The organism is Mesorhizobium sp. M0029, assembly GCF_040323735.1.
GTDB lineage: Bacteria > Pseudomonadota > Alphaproteobacteria > Rhizobiales > Rhizobiaceae > Mesorhizobium.
The window spans coordinates 81,214-96,549 of sequence record NZ_JAMYVF010000024.1; the positions used below are offsets into that span (position 1 = coordinate 81,214).

A 15,336-nucleotide genomic window follows, 5' to 3' on the forward strand; every position below is an offset into this window, starting at 1 on the left:
CACTTTTGCAGAGAGTAATGACAGCATGAGCAGGATACGGGTCGGCGTCATCGGCGCCGGCATGATTTCGCAGGTCGAGCATATTCCAAACCTGTTGCGGCTCGGCGACCTGTTCGAACTGGTCGGCGTCGCCGACCCGTCAAGGATTTCGCGGGAATATGTCAGCGAAGTTCACGGCTTCGCCAATTTCGAAAAGCCGGAGCAACTGTTCGACCATAAGCTCGACGCCGTCGTGATCGGCTCGCCCGACCCGCTGCATCACGAGCAGGTGCTGGCCGCACTCGGGCGCGGCCTGCATGTCTTCTGCGAAAAGCCGCTCTGCTATTCCCCGGCGGAAATCGCCGAGATCGTCGCCGCGCGCGACAAGGCCGGCAAGGTCATGCAGGTCGGCTATATGAAGCGCTTCGATCCGAGCTACCGGCTGGCGCTGGCCTCGCTGCCCGGCACGGCAAAGACGCTGCGGTCCGTCTCGGTCGAGGTCAACGATCCCGACGCCTGGCCGTTCATCGCCCACCAGCGCTACAAGCGCGGCAACGACATTCCCGAGGAGCTGATTGCCGCCGCGCAAGCCAGGCAGAAACAACAGGTCGAACGCGCTATCGGCCAGCCTTTCAACGATCTGGCTTTCCGTGGATTTACCGCCGCTTACAGCTCCGCCTTGATTCACGATGTGAATGCCGTACACGGCCTGCTCGACGCGCTCAGCGTGCCGGATGGGGAGGTCGTCGGCGCGCAGATCTTCGCCAATGGCGATGGCGGCCAGGGCGCGGTAAAACTGCTCGACGGCCAGGCGCTGTGGACCATGACGCATCTGACCGTGCCGAAGCTCGCCGACTACAAGGAGCGCATCACGCTGTTCTTCGACGATGCCAGCCTCGAGCTCGAATTCCCCTCGCCCTGGCTCAACCATCACCCGACCCGGCTGACTGTGAAGACCTCGGACGGCCACACACTGTCGGCGAAGGATCTGCGCGCCGGCTACGGCGAAGCCTTCATCGAGGAACTGCGCGGCTTCTGGGGTGCGATCGTCAATGGCGACGAGGTGGTCAACCGCCCCGAGCACGCCGCGCGCGACCAGGCGCTGCTGATCGCGCTGACCAAGCAGCATTTGGCCACTTCGCAGGCCGGCTGAGCGCTCGCAGGATGTGTTGAGATTCAGGTCAGGCCGCGCCGAAAACATTGGGTTTCGAGAACCGGAGCGGAGCGTACTTAAGTACGTGAGCACCGGAAGCGCAGAAAGCCGGCGTTTGCAGGCCCGCCTCACCTGAATTTCAGCACATCCTACCGGGTGTTGATGACGCCGTCTGTATTGGCGAGCAGCTTGCGCACCGCGTTGCGGGCCGCCTCCGGCCGCTGCAGGCGGATGGCCTTCTCGATCGCCTCGTGCAGTTGCTGTGCATGCTGCAGATCGTCGAGTTCGCGCGTCGTATAGGTGAACAGATGATCGAAGGCGGATTCGATCAGCACGCCGAGCGGCACCAGCAGGTCATTGCCGGAGGCACGCAGGATGGCCAGATGGAAACGTGTGTCGGCGCGCGTGCGCTCCTGCAGGCTCGACGCCTCGCCCATCTCGCGGCAGGCCTGGCTGATCTCGGCCATCTGCTCCTCGGTGCGTCGCATGGCTGCGAAGGCAGTCGCTTCCGGCTCGATGATGTGGCGGAATTCCTGCACCGTCTTCAGGAACACCTCACGGTCGGGCGCGGTCGCGTACCAGGCGAGCACATCGCGATCGAGCAGGTTCCAGCGCTCCCTGGGCTCCACCCAACTGCCGATCTTGGGGCGCGATGCCAAAAGGCTTTTGGCCATCAGCATCTTGATCGCTTCGCGCACCGCAGAGCGACTGACGTTGAAGGTTTCGGACCATTTGGCTTCATTGGGCAGGATGGTGCCTGGCGGATAGTCGCCGCGCACGATCCGAAGCCCGATTTCGCTGGCCAGCGAGGCATGCACGCTGGTGCCGGGCACCCGGGTGGCGTCAGCCCGCCGAACGGCAGCCGGGCGCTCGGCTGTCTCAGTCTTGTCAGACTTCTTTCCCTTATTCGGCTTTCCGTCCCTCATGCATCCACAAAGTCCGGATTTCGAAAGCTGTCAAGCAGAGGGCCGGGCGCAGGCGGCAAAGCCTGTGGCTGTGCACAGATCAGGTTATAACCTTGCCCCAAAGCCCAATTTGCCAGACCTATTTGACGTATTTGCGCCAGCTGTGCTCGGGACGGAAGCCGAGCATGTCCCTGGCCTTGCGGTTGGAAAGCAGCGTTTCATATTCGCCGAGCTTCGTCTTGACCGGCACGTCGGGATAAAACCGCTTCAACAGTTCCGCGGTCGGCAGGTCGGACGAGGTGTCGTCATTGGCGGCGTTGAACACCTGGAAGCCGAGCCCGTCCGTTTCAACGGCGCGCAGCGTGATCTGGCCGAGATCGCGCGCGTCGACATAGCTCCAGGCGATGCGCTTGCGAAAGCCCGGATCGGCAAACCACTTCGGAAACAGCGAATATTCGTGCGGTTCGATGACGTTGCCGATGCGCAAGGCATAGATATCGGTGCCGTTGCGCTGCGCAAAGGCGCGCGCCGTGTGCTCGTTGACGACCTTGGACAGAGCATAGCTGTCCATCGGATCGACGTCGTATTCTTCGTCGAGTGGGAAATATTTGGGATCGCGCGGCTCGTTGGCGAACACCACGCCATAGGTGGTCTCGCTGGACGCGATCACCACCTTCGGGATGCCGAGCTTCACGGCCGCCTCGATGACGTTGTAGGTGCCCATCGCATTGATGCGGAACACCTCATTGTCGGTCGTGATCATGATGCGCGGTATGGCGGCGAAATGCACCACGGCATCGACCGGCTGCGGCCGCAGCGACGGGTCGAATTCATGCAGGCCCATATAGCTCGACAGCGCGTTGAACACCTGGCCGCTGTCGGTGATGTCGGTGATCAGCGTGCGCACCTTGGGATTGTCGAGCGGCTTGGTGTCGATGTTGAGCACCTGGCAGCCCTGTTCGACCAGATATTGCACGACATGGCGACCGGCCTTGCCGCTGCCGCCGGTGAACATGATCCGCTTCGTCATTTTCGTCTCCAATGCCTAGGATTTCCGTGTATTGTCAGACAATATGGCATTCCGCAACCACCCTCGCCCGCCAGACGGCGGCGCCCACTATCAATCATCGCAACAGGACTTCAAGACATGACCACGACCGCCGCGAGCGAAAAGATCGGCTTTATCGGCCTTGGCCTGATGGGGCACGGTATTGCCAAGAACATCGTCGACAAGGGCTATGGCCTGACCTTCCTCGGCCGCAAGAACCGCAAGCCGGCGGAGGACCTGATTGGCCGGGGCGCCAAGGAGGCGGCGACTTCGCGCGACGTGGCGGCGGCGTCCGACATGGTCTTCATCTGCGTCACCGGCTCGCGCGAAGTGGAAGCCATCATCCGCGGCCCCGGCGGCCTCAAGGAGGGCTTGAAGAAGGGTTCGGTCGTCGTCGACTGCTCGACCGCCGATCCGGTCTCGACGGTGGCGCTGGCGGCGGAACTGAAGGAGATCGGCGTCGACTTCGTCGATGCACCGCTCAGCCGCACCCCGAAGGAAGCCTGGGAAGGCACGCTCGACGCCATGGTCGGCGCGCCCGACGCGCTGTTTGCCCGTGTGAAGCCGGTCATCGAAACCTGGGCCGGCCGCATCGTCCATATTGGCGATACAGGTGACGGCCACCGCATGAAGCTGCTCAACAACTTCATCTCGCTGGGCTATGCCGCGATCTATTCCGAGGCGCTGGCGCTGGCCGAAAAGGTCGGCATCTCGCCACCGCGTTTCGACAGCGTCATCCGCAACGGCCGCATGGATTGCGGCTTCTACCAGACCTTCATGCGCTGGACGCTGGAGGGCGACCGCGACGCACATAAATTCACCATCGCCAACGCCTTCAAGGACCTGACCTATCTGGAATCGATGGCGGGCGCGGCCGGCATCGCCAACCCGCTCGGCAACGCCACCAAGAACTCCTTCGCCGGTGCCCATGCCACTGGCCCGGCCGAGCAATTCGTGCCGATGCTGGCGACATATATCGGCAAGGTCAACGGCGTCGACCTGATGCCCAGCAAGGATGGCAAGAAGCAGACGATTTGAGGTGGCGAAAAGCCTGTGTCAGCGCCTCGACCGGCCGATAACATCGTCGGTGTTGGCGAGCAGTTTGTGCACCGCATTGCGCGCGGCCGCAGGACGCTGCAGGCGGATGTTCTTCTCGATCGCCTCATGCAGCGCCTGCGCCCGCCGCTGATCGCTGGTCTCGCGTGTGACGAAGACAAAGAGATGATCGAGCGCCGACTCGATCAGAACGCCAAGCGGCACCAGCAGATCGTTGCCCGAGGCGCGCAGTATGGCGAGGTGAAAACGCGTATCGGCGCGGATACGCTCCTGCAGGTTCAGAGCCTCGCCCATCTCACGACAGGCCTGGCTGATCTCGTCCATCTGCTCGTCGTTGCGCCGCGTGGCGGCAAAGGCCGACGCTTCCGGCTCGATGATGTGACGGAACTCCTGCACCGTGCGCAGGAAGGCTTCCCGGTCCGGCCCGGTCGCGTACCAGGCCAGCACATCGCGGTCGAGCAGGTTCCAGCGTTCCCTGGGCTCGACCCAACTGCCGATCTTGGGCCGTGAAGCCAGCAGGCTTTTGGCCATCAGCATCTTGATGGCTTCGCGCACCGCCGAACGACTGACATTGAAGATCTCGGCCCATTTGGCCTCGTTGGGCAGAATGGTGCCGGGCGGATAATCGCCGCGCACGATTCTGAGGCCGATCTCGCCGGCCAGCGAGACATGGACGCTCGCTCCCGGAAAATGGGCGGCACCGGCCCTGCGCATGACAGCCGGACCGCGGCTGGCTTGTGCCTTGGCCCGCTCGGTTCGCTTCTTTGATTTCTCGTCCGGCATTCACGTTCCAATGCGTCGGCCGTCTGCGTCCGGACTGGTCCGAACCTGCACGGCGCGCCGATCTCGTTGCCGAAAATCCAAACTACAGACGCGTCAAAGCCGGAGCCTGCTGCCCCAACCGTTGCGTCCGTCCGGGAAGAGACGGGGCGCCCGTCAAAGGGCGCCCCGAAATCGAGAACCTACTTCTGGATGCAGGTGTCGACCGTGTCCTTTGTGCATTCGTCGAGGCCGGTGAACACCGGATCGGCGACGGCCTTGCCTTCGACCAGATCGATCATCACCGACGGTGCCTTGTAGCCCATTTCGAACGGCCGCTGACCAACCAGAGCGGTTACAAGGCCGTCACGGGCGATCGCCACTTCATCGCCGATCGTATCGGCGGCGCCGATGACGAAGTCGTTGCTGGCGATGCGGTCCTTGAGCGGCCCGAACAGGTCGCGATAGGGCTGCGGTGCGCCAAACAGCGGCCAGCCGCCCATGATGCCGAAGGCGTCGAGCTTGGGATTGGCGGCGAGGATGTCGGTCATCGCCTGCACGCCCTTGGCGCCGTCGTCATTGGTGAACACCGGGCAACCGGCGACTTCGGTCCAGCCGCCTTCGCCGGCAAGTGCCGCCAGGCCTTCCTTGCCCGACAGCGCGTCACGCATGCCCTGCGCCCGGCGCAGGATGTTGTCGGCCGCGGGATTGCCTTCGATGGTACAGATCGTGCCGCCGTTCGGCTTGCCCTTCTTGATGTACTCGCCGATCTTGTGACCCATCAAATAGTTGTCGGTGCCGAGATAGGTCTTGCGCAACGCGGCATCTTCCTTGCTGAGATCCGCGTCGAGCGTCATGATCGGGATCGTCGGATTGGCGGTCTTGATCGTCTGAGCGATCAGCGGCGCGTTGGATGGCGAAATCGCCATTGCCACCGTGTCGGCCTTGCTCAGCATGTCCTGAACGATCTGCGCCTCGCCGGCCTCGTCGGAGGTCGATGCCGGGCCGGTGTAGAAGCATTCATATTCCGAGCTGGCATTTTCCTTGTTCCATTTCTCGCAGCCCTGGTGGATGGCTTCGAAGAATGGATTGTCGAGCCCCTTCACCACGATGACGAGCTGTTTCTTGGCCAAAGCCGGCCCGGCGCCCAGCGCCATGGCGGCGACGGCGGCGAGCAAAAGTGTTTTCCTCATGTCAGTCCTCCCTTGAAACAGACGGACACGGCGTGCCCGCCACACAGATCGACCGGATGCTTGATGACCGAGGTTCGTTTCACGAGCACTCGTGTCGCCAAGACAGATCGATAAGCATTTCCAGATGCGGCATTGGCCCGGCTCAACACATGGGTGGCGCCGCAACCTCGACCGATAAACCTCCTTCCGCCCGGCTAACCGCCAGCGGCATCGGCATAATCTCCTCCGACGCTTAGCTAATATCGGCTTGCGGCCAACGTCAATGCTATTTGTCCTACAAAACGGATTTTTGGATAACCAAGGCTTCAATTCGTCCGACAATTGATTGACGAGCGCCGGCTTTTGCGTAAAAGAACGCTGACGCTGTTTCCGGGAGGAGATGGGGAGAGCGGGGCCAAAGCAGCGTCGGCATTCACGCCGGGAACAGCAGCGGGTCGCAAAACACGGGGAGGCAAAGACTGGTGGCGGTTCTCGAACTCACCAACATCTCGAGGCATTTCGGCGCCATCCAGGCGGTCAACGACGTGTCGCTGTCGATCGAGCCCGGACAGGTGGTCGGCCTGATGGGCGACAACGGCGCTGGCAAGTCGACACTGGTCAAGATGATCGCCGGCAATTTCCGCCCCAGCCATGGCGTCATGCGCATGGACGGCAAGGAGTTGATCCTGCACAAGCCGGCGGAAGCTCGCCAGCACGGCATCGAGATCGTCCACCAGGACCTGGCGCTGTGCAACAATCTGACCGCTGCCGCCAATGTCTATCTCGGCCGTGAATTGCGCCGCGGCGTCGGCCCTTTACGCATCCTCGACTATGCCGCCATGTACAAGCGCGCCGGCCAGCTCTTCGCCGAGTTGAAGTCCGAGACCCGTCCGCGCGACCTCGTCAAGCAGATGTCGGGCGGCCAGCGCCAGGCAGTAGCGATTGCCCGCACCATGCTGTCGCAGGCGAAGATCGTGTTGATGGACGAACCGACGGCCGCGATCTCGGTGCGCCAGGTCGCCGAAGTGCTGAACCTGATCCGCCATTTGCGCGACCAGGGCATCGCAGTGGTGCTGATCAGCCACCGCATGCCTGACGTGTTCACCGTCGCCGACCGCGTCATCGTCATGCGGCGCGGCCGCAAGGTCGCCGACAAGACGATTGCGTCAAGTTCGCCCGAGGAAGTCACCGGGCTGATCACCGGCGCCATCGAACAGGTTTGATCTCAGCGAATTTCACCACGCACAGCACATGAAGGTCGACGATGGCACTGACAATTGACCAGCCGATCGAACAAAAGCAGCAATCCTTGCCGGCAAGACTGTTTGCCAGCCAGACCTTCTGGGTGGTGATCGCGGTCATCCTGGCCTGCCTGTTCCTGTCTTTTGCCACCGACGCCTTCGCCACGTCGAAGAACCTTTACAACATCACCCGCAACATCACCTTCGTCGCCATCATCGCGCTCGGCATGACCTTCGTCATCATCACAGGTGGCATCGACCTGTCGGTCGGTTCGGTGCTCTGCCTGTCGTCGATGGTGCTGGCCGTCACCATGCATGCCGGCTACTCCATCGAGGTCGGCATCCTCGCCTCGATCGCCACCGCGCTCGCCATAGGCGCCTTCAACGGCATCATGATCGCCTATCTCGGCTTTCCACCCTTCGTGGTGACGCTCGGTATGCTGTCGATTGCCCGCAGCCTCGCCATGGTCGCCTCCAACAACACCGTCGTCTTCCAGTTCGGCCCGGATCACGACAAGCTTCTGGCGCTGGGCGGCGGTGCCTGGGTGTTCGGCATCGCCAATCCGGTGCTCTACATGATCCTTCTGGCGCTGATCACCGGCTTCACGCTGCGCTGGACCAAGTTTGGCCGCCACATCTTCGCCATTGGCGGCAATGAGCACGCGGCGACGCTGACCGGCGTTCCCGTCAAGCAGATCAAGGTCGCCGTCTATATGATCTCGGCGCTGGCGGCGGGCATTGCCGGCATCATCCAGACCGGATGGCTGGGCGCCGTCACCACCAATCTCGGAACCGGCATGGAACTGCAGGTCATCGCCGCCACGGTCATCGGCGGCGCCAATCTCGCCGGCGGCGTCGGCACCGCCTTCGGCGCCATTGTCGGTGCCGCGCTCATCGAAGTGATCCGCAACAGCCTTGGTCTGCTCGGCATCAATGCTTTCTGGCAAGGCGTGTTCATCGGCGGCGCCATCCTGCTCGCGGTGCTGTTCGACCGGATCCGCAACTTCAGGCGCAATGACTGAATGTTTTTGGACTGAACCTTTCGGCTGGAAACCGTCGCCTTGACATCGAAATCCCTGTTCGAGCTCAACGGCCGGCTGGCGCTGATCACCGGCTCCGGCCAGGGCATCGGCCTGGCGCTGGCGCGCGGCCTTGCCGAGCATGGCGCAAGTGTCGTGCTCAACGGCCGCGATGCCGGCAAGGTTGCCGGTGCTGTCTCCGGCTTGCGCGACGCCGGCTTCAAAGCGCACCCCTCGACCTTCGACGTGACGGATTTTCGCGCGGTCGATGCCGATGTCGCCCGCATCGAGGCCGAGATCGGCGCCATCGACATCCTGATCAGCAATGCCGGCGTGCAGTTCCGCGCTCCGCTCGAGGACTTTCCCGAGGAGCAGTGGGAGCGGCTGTTCAAGACCAATGTCTCCGGCGCCTTCCATGCCGGCAAGGCGGTCGCCCGCAATATGATCGCGCGCGGCAAGGGCAAGATCATCAACATCGGCTCGGTGCAGAGCGAACTCGCCCGGCCCAACATCGCGCCCTATACGGCCACCAAGGGCGCAATCCGCAATTTGACACGTGGCATGTGCACCGACTGGGCGAAATACGGCTTGCAGATCAATGCCATCGCCCCCGGCTATTTCCGCACCGAGATGAACCAGGCGCTGGTCGACAACCAGGAATTCTCCGCCTGGCTGGAAAAGCGCACGCCGGCTGGCCGCTGGGGGTATGTCGACGAACTGATCGGCGCCGCCGTGTTCCTCGCCTCCGACGCCTCGTCCTTCGTCAACGGCCATACGCTCTATGTCGACGGCGGCATGACGGCTTCGGTTTGACGGGAAACCCTATCGCTCAGTCTGAAAATCCACCACTACGGCCGGCAGCACACAGCGGCTTTCGCCCCGCGCCTTGACGCGAGCCCGAACTCAGCCGCACAATCCCGTCGCAGGCGAAGGGAGGCCAGTCGTCTGCGGGAGGTATAACCCATGACGGACGCGATCAGGCTCTATTGGGGCCGGTTCGGACATGTTTCTGTCCTGAATGTCGCCAGCGACTTCGTCACCCATGCGCATGTCGAGGCCCACATCATCATCTGGCTGGAGGGCACGGCCGGCGAGATGACCGTCGGCCGCGAGACGGTGCCGCTGGGTCCCGGCACCGCCGCCGGCATCAATTCCTACCAGCCACACAGCCACATTCTGTCGCAGAACGGCAGGCCCGGCCTGTTCCTCGCTTTCTACATCGATCCGGATTGGGCGCGCCGGCGCCGCGACCTGCCTTCGTCGGCGCCGTTGTTTGCACAGGCTGCGATCACGCTCGAACCATGGCTGCACCAGGCCGCCGCCAACCTGCTCGATCATTTGAGCGATAATGAAAGCATCGACGACGTCGCCAATTACGAGATCGAGCGCTTCATCGATAGCGTGCTTGACGCTGCCGACGCCTCGGCGCCGCAGGAGGCGCGCATCCGCGTCAACACCATGCAGGATTTCCGCGTCCGCAAGGCGATCCAGCTGATGAAGGCCAATGTCTGCGAGCGCATCTCGTTCGACGACGTCGCCCGCAGCGTCGGCCTGTCGCGGCCGCACTTCTTCGCTTTATTCAAGGAACAGACCAATCTGACGCCCAACGTCTACTGGAACACGCTGCGCATGGAGGAAGCCGTGCGGCAGCTGCAGTGGTCGCAGGAGCCGCTGATCTCGGTCGCCTGCAATCTCGGCTTCACCACCCAGGGCAATTTCTCGCGCTTCTTCCGCGACCATGTCGGCGTGCCGCCGACGCTTTACCGCGAAGCGGCGCGTGCCATGGCCTGAACGGGCCGTTCTTTTTCAGACTCCTTGATAGGGCCGCAAGACCCATTGATAAGCGCAGCGCCGGCCGCCGCCCTACCCTGCAGCGTATCGAATTCGTAGGGGAATGATCATATGGCTGAAGTCACCGTCTCCAGCGTCATCGACGCGCCGGTCGAAAAGGTCTGGGCGCGTATACGCGACTTCAACGGCCTGCCGGGCTGGCATCCGCGCATGGTCAAGAGCCATATCGAAGACGGCAAGAGCGCCGAAACCATCGGCTGCGTGCGTAATTTCGAGCTCGCCAGCGGCGCGCGTATCCGCGAGAAACTGCTCGACTTCTCCGATTCGAATTTCCGCGTCAGCTACTCCATCCTGGAGACGCCGCAGCCGCTGACCAATCACAAGGCAACGCTGCAATTGCGCCGCGTGACCGACGGCGACCGCACCTATGCTGAATGGACCGCAACTTTCGACGCGGCGCCCGAAGAGGCCGACAAGATCGCCGCCGGCATGGCCGCCAATGTCTTCCAGGGTGGCTTCAATGCGTTGAAGAGCCATTTTTCTGGCCAGAGCTGAACCAGGGGAGACTGCCATGGCGCTTGCTCTCCAGACCTTTTCGGCCGTCAGGGATGCCAACGCGGCGCTGAAGGCGCCCGGCACCCGCTATCTCGGCGGCGGCACGCTGGTCGTGCGCGCCGCCAATGAAGGCGATGTCTCCGTCACCGGCCTCGTCCGCTCGACCGATCCGACCCTCTCCGGGATCACCGTTGCCGGCGGCAAGGTCCGCATCGGCGCTTCGGTGACAATGGCGGCCATCGCCCGCCATCCCGAGCTTGCGGCGCTGTCCAAGGCTGCGCGCGCCGTCGGCGGCCCGGCGATCCGCAATATGGCGACTGTCGGCGGCAATCTGTTCGCACCCGCGCCCTACGGTGATTTCGCTGTCGCCCTGCTGGCGTTGGATGCGACGGTCGGCACCGATGATGGGGAATTGCCTATCGAGGATTTTCTGGCCAGGCGGGACGACAGCCGCGCCATCGTCACGTCAGTCGCCTTCGCGTTGCCGAAGGCCGAGAATTTCCGCTTCCTGAAAGTGTCGCGGGTCAAGCCGAAGGGCGTCTCGGTACTCAGCATCGCCGCCGTTCTCGAACAGGCCGGCGACGGCACTATCTCCTCGGCGCGGATCGCGCTCGGCTGCATGGCAGACCGGCCGATGCGCGCCCGTGCTGCGGAAAAGGCACTGATCGGCAGCAGGCTCGAGCAGGACGGCGTCGCAGCGGCGCTGGCTGCAGCCGGTGAAGGCACTTCGCCAATCACCGACCCGATCGCCAGCGCCTGGTATCGCGCCGAGGTTCTGCCGGTCCATCTCGGCCGGCTGCTGCTTACTTAACCACCGCTTGGGGGGCGCGCGTCTGTCCGATCAACCGGGCAGGCGCGCTGGGAGGAAAACATGGCAAAGGTTCCGGTTCAGTTCACGCTCAACGGCTCGGAGAAGGCCGAATTTGTCGACAGCGGCACGACGCTGCTGCACGCGCTGCGCGACAAGATCGGCGACACCTCGCCCAAGGGCGGCTGCCACCAGGGCACCTGCGGCGCCTGTTCGGTCATCATCGGCGGCGAACTCCGGCTCTCTTGCCTGACCCTGGCCGAGACCTGCAGCGGCGCCGACATCCGCACCACCTTGGGCCTCGCTGAGGCCGGCGTCCTGCATCCGCTGCAGCGTGCCTTCCTGGACGCCTTCGCCACGCAATGCGGCTTCTGCACGCCGGGCATGATCATGGCCGCCAAGGTGCTGCTCGACCACACGCCCAATCCGAGCCGCGAGGACGTGATCGAGGCGCTGTCCGGCAATATCTGCCGCTGCACCGGCTACGAGCCGATCATCCAGGCGGTGCTGACGGCGGCCCGAGCCAATTCGCAGAACGCGGCCTAAGGACCAAAAGAATGGAACTGCGCAAAAACTATTTCGCCGATCAGCGCAAGGACGGCCTGCACGAGATCGGCCATGGGCGGCCGCGGCTGGATTCGCCGGGACATGTGACGGGCAAGACCGCCTATTTCGCCGACCGCAACGTCCCGAATATGCTTCACCTGAAAATGGTGCGCAGTCCGCACCACCATGCCCGCATCCGTTCGATCGACACTTCCGAAGCGGAGAAGCATCCCGGCGTGGTGAAAATCCTCACCGCCAAGGATGTGCCGCACAATGTCTACACCATCCTGATCCTGATCCAGGTCGGACCGGAAGACGAAACGGTGCTGGCCGACGGCAAGGTGCGCTGGAGGGGCGAGGCGGTGGTGGCGGTGCTGGCCGAGACCGAGCGCGCGGCTCAGGAAGCGGCAGCCAAGGTCAAGGTCGATTATGAGGTGCTGCCGGCCGTCTTCGACATGGAGGAAGCGCTGAAGCCCGGCGCGCCTTTGGTCAACGAATATCACGGCCAGAATTATTACCTCTACGACAGCGGCGAATGCCGCAAGGTGCGCTTTGGCGATGTCGAGGCGGGCTTCGCCGGCGCCGACCACATCCTGGAACAGAGCTACCAGTCCTCGCCGATCGAGCATGCGCCGACCGAGACCACGGGTTGCGTCGTGGTGCCGGAAGGCAATGACCGCTTCACCTGTTACACCAACACCCAGGCGATGTTCTTCACTCTCGACAACGCGTCGATCATCCTGCAGATGCCCGGCTCAAAACTGCATTTCGTCGGCGGCACTGTCGGCGGCGGCTTTGGCGGCAAGGTCGACGTCATCGTCGAGCCGATCGCCATTCTTGGCGCCAAGCTCACAGGACGTCCCGTCTCCTTCATCTACAGCCGCGAGGAGGAGATGCAGATCTCCTCACCCCGCGCCGCCGAAAAGATAATCATCAAGGACGGCGTGATGAACGATGGCCGCATCGTGGCTCGCAAGGTCACCGGCTACACCGATGCCGGCGCCTATTCGCGCCACTCGCCTTATGGCGCGCAGAAGGGAGCGGCGCACTATCCCGGCCCCTACACCATTCCCAATGTCTGGATCGACACCTACTGCGTCTACACCAACCGCACACCCTCCTCCGCCATGCGCGGCTTCGGCGTCACCATCGGCGACTTCGCGCTTGAGGCGCAGATGGACAAGCTGGCGCGGCTGATCGGCATGGACCCGCTCGAATTCCGCTTCATCAACGCCTATCGCGATGGCGACATGAAGGCGCATCGCCAGCCGACCGAAGGAGCGGCGCTGATCGAGTGCATGCAGGAGGCGTCGCGCGCCGCCAACTGGCCGGTGGCGGAGAAGTATATGGCGATGTCCTCCTACACGAAGGGAGCTTGAGATGGCGATAAGGCGCGGACGCGGCGTCGCCGCGATCAACTACCCGACGGGCATGAACCTTGGCGGCGACCCGACGCAGGCGCTGGTGCATTCGACGCCGACCGGCAATTTTATGGTCACACTTTCGTCGGTCGATCTCGGCCAGGGCCTGAAGCAGATCATGGCGCAGATCTGCGCCGAGACCATCGGCGTGCCGACGGACCGGGTTACCATCGACACCGCCGACACCGACACCGGTCCGCACTGCATGGGCACCTTCGCCTCGCGCGGCACCCACCGCGCCGGCAATGCCGTCATCCAGGCGGCCAAGGAAGCGCGCCAGGTGATGTTGGAAGTGGCGGCGGAAGAGCTGGAGGTCAACGCTTCCGACCTTGAAACTGACGGCCAGGGCAATATTCTGGTCAAGGGCGCGCCGCAAAAGTCGATCTCGATCTTCGATGTCGCCTTGTCGGCGCATTTCAAGCGCGGGCGCTCGATATCCGGGCGCGGCATGTTCCTGATCCCGCGCTCCTATCCGGAGAAAGAGACCGGCGCGATGAAGCCGTCGACCTGCTACGCCCATGCCTGCACGGTGGCCGAAGTCGAGGTCGATGACGAGACGGGCGAAGTTACGGTGCTGACCGTGAAGAACGTCTTCGAGATCGGCCGCGCGCTGAACCCGAAAATGGTCGAGCAGCAACTGGTCGGCGGTTCCTGGATGGGCATCAGCCACGCGCTCTACGAAACGACCGAGCCCTATTATCCCAACCGCGACCATGGCGGCACCGACTTCAACCAGTATCTGATGCCGGGACCGGGCGATCTCGCCCAAACCGAGATCATCGTGCTGGAGCGGCCGTCGGCGGATGGTCCTTACGGTGCCAAAGGGCCAGGCGAAATGTGCGCGAACCCGCAGATCCCCGCGGTTGCCAATGCCGTCTTCGACGCGGTCGGCGTGCGCATCGACACGCTGCCGATCACGCCGGAGCGCATATTGCGCGCGCTGAAGGCGCAAGCGGCGAACTGAGGACGACATGCAGGAGCCGAACGCAGAGACTGTCGCGACCTCACCGGAGGCGGTGGCATCCCGTCTCGCCGCTTCGCGTTATCTCGCCGACGACAGCCTGGCCACCGCCATCTTCCTGGCGATACGGCTCGGCAAACCGCTGCTGCTCGAAGGGGCGCCCGGCGTCGGCAAGACCGAAGCAGCGAAGGCCATCGCCGAAGCCCTCGGCCGCGATCTGGTCCGGCTGCAATGCTATGAGGGAATCGACGCAGCACACGCGCTCTATGAATGGAACTACCAGCGCCAGTTGCTCGCCATCCGCCATGCCGGCGAGCACGAGATCGACATCTATGACGACCGCTTTCTGATCGCGCGGCCATTGCTGCAGGTGCTGCGGGCGCCGGAGCAGCGCGTGCTGCTGGTCGACGAGATCGACCGCTCCGACCACGAATTCGAAGCGCTACTTCTGGAATTCCTCTCCGACTTCCAGATCAGCATTCCCGAACGCGGCACCATCCGCGCCGAAGCGCAGCCGATCGTCATCCTGACGTCGAACCGCACCCGCGAACTCGCCGAAGCGCTCCGGCGCCGCTGCGTCTATCACTGGATCGGCTATCCCGACGCCGAGCGCGAAGCCGCCATCATCATGCTGCGCGCCGGCGATGTCGCCGAGACCACCGCCCGCGCCGTGGCGGCCGCTGTGCAGGAGATCCGCGTCCGCCCGCTGGCCAAGCCGCCCGGCATCTCCGAGGCCGTAGAATGGGCCAACGCCGCCACCATACTGGAGAAAGGCGGCAGCCCATGGCCGCAAGCCTTCCGCCGCGCCATCGGTGTGCTTATCAAGGACGAGGAGGATTTGTCCGCGATCGCGCCGGAGCTTGGCCAGATTGTCGAGGAGGCGCTGGGGTGAGCCGGGACTTCGGCAATGCGCAACGCCGGC

Annotated in this window: 16 protein-coding genes; 12 read left to right on the forward strand and 4 right to left on the reverse strand. The window is 63.5% G+C overall.

All coding sequences use genetic code 11. The features are described from left to right. Nucleotides 1-25: 25 nt before the first annotated feature. On the forward strand, nucleotides 26-1,132 hold the full coding sequence (locus NKJ76_RS28470) for a Gfo/Idh/MocA family protein (protein ID WP_352463509.1): 1,107 nt from the start codon (nucleotides 26-28) through the stop codon (nucleotides 1,130-1,132). A 149-nt stretch (nucleotides 1,133-1,281) separates the two neighbouring features. Here the strand turns inward: NKJ76_RS28470 and NKJ76_RS28475 are convergent, their stop codons facing one another. Beyond that, a complete protein-coding gene (locus tag NKJ76_RS28475) occupies nucleotides 1,282-2,058 on the reverse strand; it encodes a FadR/GntR family transcriptional regulator (RefSeq protein ID WP_352463510.1) in 777 nt (258 codons plus the stop codon). A 118-nt stretch (nucleotides 2,059-2,176) separates the two neighbouring features. Next, a complete protein-coding gene (locus NKJ76_RS28480; RefSeq protein WP_352463511.1) occupies nucleotides 2,177-3,067 on the reverse strand; it encodes an NAD-dependent epimerase/dehydratase family protein in 891 nt (296 codons plus the stop codon). Nucleotides 3,068-3,184: 117 nt separating this feature from the next. On the opposite strand from NKJ76_RS28480, the gene NKJ76_RS28485 reads away from it, so the two are divergent. Further along, a complete protein-coding gene (locus NKJ76_RS28485; protein ID WP_352538913.1) occupies nucleotides 3,185-4,123 on the forward strand; it encodes an NAD(P)-dependent oxidoreductase in 939 nt (312 codons plus the stop codon). A gap of 18 nt (nucleotides 4,124-4,141) precedes the next feature. Here NKJ76_RS28485 and NKJ76_RS28490 read toward each other — a convergent pair whose 3' ends face one another. Further along, a complete protein-coding gene (locus tag NKJ76_RS28490) occupies nucleotides 4,142-4,924 on the reverse strand; it encodes a FadR/GntR family transcriptional regulator (protein WP_352538914.1) in 783 nt (260 codons plus the stop codon). Between the two features lie 179 nt (nucleotides 4,925-5,103). After that, nucleotides 5,104-6,093, reverse strand: a complete 990-nt coding sequence (locus tag NKJ76_RS28495) for a sugar-binding protein (protein ID WP_023673050.1) — start codon at nucleotides 6,091-6,093, stop codon at nucleotides 5,104-5,106. Nucleotides 6,094-6,554: 461 nt separating this feature from the next. Between NKJ76_RS28495 and NKJ76_RS28500 the strand changes: the two genes are divergently transcribed. The 10 genes from NKJ76_RS28500 (at nucleotide 6,555) to NKJ76_RS28545 (ending at nucleotide 15,306) form a co-directional block, all read left to right on the forward strand. After that, nucleotides 6,555-7,295 carry an ATP-binding cassette domain-containing protein gene (locus NKJ76_RS28500; RefSeq protein ID WP_023696206.1) on the forward strand — a complete coding sequence of 247 codons (741 nt, stop codon included), beginning with the start codon at nucleotides 6,555-6,557 and terminating at the stop codon, nucleotides 7,293-7,295. A 41-nt stretch (nucleotides 7,296-7,336) separates the two neighbouring features. Beyond that, a complete protein-coding gene (locus tag NKJ76_RS28505; protein ID WP_023673048.1) occupies nucleotides 7,337-8,335 on the forward strand; it encodes an ABC transporter permease in 999 nt (332 codons plus the stop codon). A gap of 39 nt (nucleotides 8,336-8,374) precedes the next feature. Then, nucleotides 8,375-9,145, forward strand: a complete 771-nt coding sequence (locus NKJ76_RS28510) for an SDR family oxidoreductase (protein ID WP_352538915.1) — start codon at nucleotides 8,375-8,377, stop codon at nucleotides 9,143-9,145. A gap of 150 nt (nucleotides 9,146-9,295) precedes the next feature. Then, the gene (locus NKJ76_RS28515; protein WP_023733130.1) at nucleotides 9,296-10,123 is read left to right on the forward strand and encodes an AraC family transcriptional regulator; all 828 of its coding nucleotides are present in this window, start codon (nucleotides 9,296-9,298) and stop codon (nucleotides 10,121-10,123) included. 111 nt (nucleotides 10,124-10,234) lie between these two features. Further along, entirely contained in the window at nucleotides 10,235-10,678 is a 444-nt protein-coding gene (locus NKJ76_RS28520; RefSeq protein ID WP_023687951.1) for an SRPBCC family protein, read from the forward strand. Between the two features lie 16 nt (nucleotides 10,679-10,694). Beyond that, complete coding sequence (locus NKJ76_RS28525) at nucleotides 10,695-11,489, forward strand: FAD binding domain-containing protein (protein WP_352538916.1); 795 nt, start codon at nucleotides 10,695-10,697, stop codon at nucleotides 11,487-11,489. 60 nt (nucleotides 11,490-11,549) lie between these two features. Beyond that, nucleotides 11,550-12,032, forward strand: a complete 483-nt coding sequence (locus tag NKJ76_RS28530; protein WP_352538917.1) for a (2Fe-2S)-binding protein — start codon at nucleotides 11,550-11,552, stop codon at nucleotides 12,030-12,032. An 11-nt stretch (nucleotides 12,033-12,043) separates the two neighbouring features. Then, the gene (locus NKJ76_RS28535; protein WP_352538918.1) at nucleotides 12,044-13,411 is read left to right on the forward strand and encodes a xanthine dehydrogenase family protein molybdopterin-binding subunit; all 1,368 of its coding nucleotides are present in this window, start codon (nucleotides 12,044-12,046) and stop codon (nucleotides 13,409-13,411) included. 1 nt (nucleotide 13,412) lies between these two features. After that, nucleotides 13,413-14,417, forward strand: a complete 1,005-nt coding sequence (locus NKJ76_RS28540; RefSeq protein ID WP_023699673.1) for a xanthine dehydrogenase family protein molybdopterin-binding subunit — start codon at nucleotides 13,413-13,415, stop codon at nucleotides 14,415-14,417. Between the two features lie 7 nt (nucleotides 14,418-14,424). Next, the gene (locus NKJ76_RS28545; protein ID WP_352538919.1) at nucleotides 14,425-15,306 is read left to right on the forward strand and encodes an AAA family ATPase; all 882 of its coding nucleotides are present in this window, start codon (nucleotides 14,425-14,427) and stop codon (nucleotides 15,304-15,306) included. Nucleotides 15,307-15,336 lie beyond the last annotated feature (30 nt).

Coding starts and splice junctions, on each gene's coding strand:
- NKJ76_RS28520 (WP_023687951.1), top strand. CDS start 10,235: ATGGCTGAAGTCACCGTCTCCAGCGTCATCGACGCGCCGGTCGAAAAG.
- NKJ76_RS28515 (WP_023733130.1), top strand. CDS start 9,296: ATGACGGACGCGATCAGGCTCTATTGGGGCCGGTTCGGACATGTTTCT.
- NKJ76_RS28525 (WP_352538916.1), top strand. CDS start 10,695: ATGGCGCTTGCTCTCCAGACCTTTTCGGCCGTCAGGGATGCCAACGCG.
- NKJ76_RS28475 (WP_352463510.1), bottom strand. CDS start 2,058: ATGAGGGACGGAAAGCCGAATAAGGGAAAGAAGTCTGACAAGACTGAG.
- NKJ76_RS28490 (WP_352538914.1), bottom strand. CDS start 4,924: ATGCCGGACGAGAAATCAAAGAAGCGAACCGAGCGGGCCAAGGCACAA.
- NKJ76_RS28535 (WP_352538918.1), top strand. CDS start 12,044: ATGGAACTGCGCAAAAACTATTTCGCCGATCAGCGCAAGGACGGCCTG.
- NKJ76_RS28485 (WP_352538913.1), top strand. CDS start 3,185: ATGACCACGACCGCCGCGAGCGAAAAGATCGGCTTTATCGGCCTTGGC.
- NKJ76_RS28470 (WP_352463509.1), top strand. CDS start 26: ATGAGCAGGATACGGGTCGGCGTCATCGGCGCCGGCATGATTTCGCAG.
- NKJ76_RS28545 (WP_352538919.1), top strand. CDS start 14,425: ATGCAGGAGCCGAACGCAGAGACTGTCGCGACCTCACCGGAGGCGGTG.
- NKJ76_RS28540 (WP_023699673.1), top strand. CDS start 13,413: ATGGCGATAAGGCGCGGACGCGGCGTCGCCGCGATCAACTACCCGACG.
- NKJ76_RS28505 (WP_023673048.1), top strand. CDS start 7,337: ATGGCACTGACAATTGACCAGCCGATCGAACAAAAGCAGCAATCCTTG.
- NKJ76_RS28530 (WP_352538917.1), top strand. CDS start 11,550: ATGGCAAAGGTTCCGGTTCAGTTCACGCTCAACGGCTCGGAGAAGGCC.
- NKJ76_RS28495 (WP_023673050.1), bottom strand. CDS start 6,093: ATGAGGAAAACACTTTTGCTCGCCGCCGTCGCCGCCATGGCGCTGGGC.
- NKJ76_RS28480 (WP_352463511.1), bottom strand. CDS start 3,067: ATGACGAAGCGGATCATGTTCACCGGCGGCAGCGGCAAGGCCGGTCGC.